The 3,667-nt window shown below is 54.4% G+C and carries 3 protein-coding genes; all 3 read left to right on the top strand.

Features of this window, described 5'->3' with window-relative positions:
• Window positions 1-219 precede the first annotated feature (219 nt).
• The 3 genes from glpX (at window position 220) to B2Y11_RS04700 (ending at window position 3,383) form a co-directional block, all read left to right on the top strand.
• Entirely contained in the window at window positions 220-1,185 is a 966-nt protein-coding gene (gene glpX / locus B2Y11_RS04710) for a class II fructose-bisphosphatase (protein ID WP_008858885.1), read from the top strand.
• Between the two features lie 966 nt (window positions 1,186-2,151).
• The gene (locus tag B2Y11_RS04705; RefSeq protein ID WP_291056825.1) at window positions 2,152-2,670 is read left to right on the top strand and encodes a hypothetical protein; all 519 of its coding nucleotides are present in this window, start codon (window positions 2,152-2,154) and stop codon (window positions 2,668-2,670) included.
• A gap of 20 nt (window positions 2,671-2,690) precedes the next feature.
• On the top strand, window positions 2,691-3,383 hold the full coding sequence (locus B2Y11_RS04700; RefSeq protein ID WP_291056823.1) for an MgtC/SapB family protein: 693 nt from the start codon (window positions 2,691-2,693) through the stop codon (window positions 3,381-3,383).
• Window positions 3,384-3,667 lie beyond the last annotated feature (284 nt).

Genomic DNA, 3,667 nt, shown 5'->3' with positions numbered 1-3,667 from the left:
CACAACCCTCGGCCCGAAGGGCCGTCAAACTTAAGAACCCTCCGGCCGTCAGGCCGGTCAATCCTAAGAACCTTTTTCCACAACCCTTTGAACCTTCTGAACCCGGGCCGCTTCGCGGCCCCAATAAAAAAATAATAAATGTATACTCCATTTTTCTTTTAAATGTGATACAATAAGAACAACTGTGAAAGAGAAAGTATACTATTGTGGAGGCATACAATGAACAGACAACTTTCTATGGAATTTGTAAGAATCACGGAACAGGCAGCTCTTCGGAGCGGCCGTCTCATGGGCGTAGGCGATAAGGAAGGCGCTGACCAGGCTGCTGTGGACGGCATGCATGAACAGTTTGCCAAGACTCCCGTTTCCGGTACCGTAGTCATCGGCGAAGGGGAAATCGATGAAGCGCCTATGCTCTACATCGGCGAACATGTAGGTGCCGGCGGAGAAGAAGTGGATATTGCCGTAGATCCTGTGGAAGGCACCAATCTGGTAGCCAAGGGACAGAACGGCGCCATTGCCGTACTGGCCATTGCGCCCAAAGGCTGCCTGCTTCATGCACCGGATATGTACATGCAGAAAATCTGCGTAGGCCCCCGTGCGAAAGGCCGCATCGATATCAATGCATCGGTGACTGAAAACCTGAAAAACGTGGCTGATGCCATGGATCGTGAAATTTCCGACCTTACTGTTGTCATTCTGGACCGGGAAAGACATGAAAAGATTATCCGCGAAGCCAGAGCGGCCGGTGCCCGTATCCGCCTCATCACTGACGGCGACGTAGTCCCCTCCATCGACTGCGGCATCCAGGGAAGCGGCATCCACATGGTACTTGGCTCCGGCGGTGCGCCGGAAGGCGTCCTTTCTGCGGTAGGCCTCAAATGCCTGGGCGGCGATATGCAGGCCAAACTCCTTCCCCATACGGAAGAAGAAGTGAAACGGCTCCATGCCATGGGCATTGATGATCCCAACAAAGTCCTCACACTTGATGACCTGGTCAAAGGCGACGATTGCATCTTCTCCGAAACAGCCATCACCGACTGCGCCATGCTGAGAGGCGTCCGCTACTTCGGCGGCGGTGCAAGAACCTCTACCCTGGTCCTCCGCTACAAAACCGGCACCGTCCGTTTCGTAGACACCATTCACCGCTTCGGCGACCCCAAACCGGCTGTCCGCCTCTGGTAATTATGAAATAAAAAACAGCTCTCCTGCGGGAGGGCTGTTTTTTTCATGGAAGCCGCAGCCGGAAAGGGGGAGCCGCGTAGCGGCTAATCACCAGAATGCTTATCATGTCATATGACACTGACAGGCCAGTCCCGTAATATAGAAGGCTGTGAAAAATGAAGAAATGACACAGATGTTAATTCGCCTCACCGTCATTTCGACCGCAGCGGAGCGGAGTGGAGAAATCTCATTCCACAATAATACAAGCCTTATCGGGGCAGGAGATTTCTCGACTCAGAGCCTCAAAAGAAACAAAAGCATTTTCATCCATAACTACATGCAGCATCNNAAATGACGTAGAGGCAGGAAGCAGGCGGCCCCCTTTCTGGGGAAGTGCAGGTTAGAAATAACGGTTAGACATCAGAATGTCAGACATCAGAAGCTTTGCGTATCATGGCGGTGCTTACCACTCCGGCAGTTCCCCCTTTGGTGCCTTACGGCACCACCTTTCCGCCCCTCTGGGAAGCGTGTCACTGGATTCTCAGTCGCCTACGGCTCCTTGCGAATCCAGTTCCCTTGCCACCGCAAGCGGGGGCACTACAAGGCTCCGCGAAGCCATGTACTCATAAGTCGCTCTACTTTAAGCACGGGTTGTTCTGCCCCCGCTTGCGGGGGAAGTCCGGCGCAGCCGGATAGGGGGTGTATCTGCCGAAGGCAGATAATTCAGCAGAATGCTTATCATGCCATATGACACAGAAAGGTAAATCCCGTAACGCTGACTTCATAAGCATTGCCCAAAGGGCAATCCACCACCCTCAGCGCCGCAGGCGCTGTCGCCCCCTGAGCGAAGCGAATACAACCTGCCGCCATCAGGCGGTCACAACCCTCGGGGCGAAGCCCCGTCAACCCTCACGCCGCAGGCGTATCCACGGGCGAAGCCCCGTCAACCCTCACGCCGCAGGCGTGTCCATAAGAAAGGAGCTATCCATGGCAGAATACCATTTTGATGATTTAGCAAAGAAAGCAGGCATAGAAAACAGCGCCCCCTCCGCTGGGGTAAGCCCGGAAGAAGCAGAGAGGGAGATGGAACGCATGAAATTCCGCTTTTCCGTTACCGACGGGTACCTGGTGGAGAAGGGCGGGCAGTTTGACTATGTGTTTGATTTCTCCAGGAAAACCTTTGAAAGGAGCGACTGGAGGAACGGTCTTCCGGTGGTGACAAAGGGGGAGATTCCCAGGGAGGTAGCGGATGATTTCGTGAAATCCATTTCCTTTATTCTCACCCTGTCCCAGACACACTTTGTAACGAATACGAAGTCCATGGAAGTGAATACCAATGCCTGGGAACGGGAAAAGTACGGCCCCATCAAGCGGTATACCCGCTGCGAAGTGCGCATGGGGGAACGGTTCTTCCGCTGGGTGGCGGAAAAGGATGTAGACACTCCCTTTAAAGAACTGTACTCTGCCCTGTCCGCCCTTCGTCGGTCAGTCGATTCATTTAAATAACATGGAAGAGGAGGTGCATTATGGATGCATTTATCGATTTCTGCCAGTCCTGGACCATGGGAGGCATAGCCACCAGGCTGTTTCTGGCCACCCTGGCAGGGGTGATTATCGGCATGGACAGGGAATATAAGAACAAAGGCGCCGGCATCAAAACCCATGCCCTGGTGTGCATCGGCGCCGCCCTTTCCATGATTGTGAACGAATTCATCCTCCGCACCTTCCCTGCCTCCAATACGGATCTCGCCCGCATGGGTGCCCAGGTCATCAGTGGTATCGGCTTTCTGGGCGTAGGCACCATCATTGTGACCGGGCGAAATGAAGTAAAAGGCCTCACTACCGCCGCCGGCCTCTGGGTCTGTGCCGGCATTGGCCTTGCCGCAGGCATCGGTTTTATCAAAGGCACGATTCTGGCCCTTCTCTTTGTCATTTTCATTCTTCGGGTGCTGGAGCCCATGGACAAGAAACTCCGCGCCCGGTCCCGGGAATTTGACCTTTACGTTGAATTCAAAGACCTGGCATCCATTCATCAGGTGATTGCAGAACTCCGGGACAAGGGAGTGAAAGTCTATAACTTCAGCATCTATAAAAGAAGAGAATCCGTCATGTCTCCTGCAGCGACCCTCACCGTCAAAGTCCCTCACCACGGGGAACACGAACTTTTCATCCAGAAGATACGTCATATTGAGGGGATTACATATGCAGAAGAAATATGACACAGAATGGTAAACCCGTTATGGACAAGCCCTGACGGGCTTGAGGGTTCAGGCGCCTCTCGGCGCGGTCGGGATCGGGACCGGCGCGGTGCTTTCCGGTATTCCCGAAGGTTGACACGCCCTTACGGGCGTGAGGGTTGAGCCAGCCGCCGGGCCTTTCGGCCCTGGGCTGCCAGGGTTCTGCCTGTGATCGGCTTCGCCTTACAGGCGGGCTCCGGGCTCTCGCCCTCGGGAGTTATATAGTATCGCTGCGCTGGCGAGGTACGGCGCCTTCGGCGCCATTT

Source organism: Dialister sp. UBA1703, assembly GCA_002320515.1.
Classification (GTDB): Bacteria; Bacillota; Negativicutes; order Veillonellales; family Dialisteraceae; genus Dialister.
The sequence above is the reverse complement of the archived record's forward strand: the minus strand, read 5'-3'. Positions and strand labels throughout refer to the sequence as shown.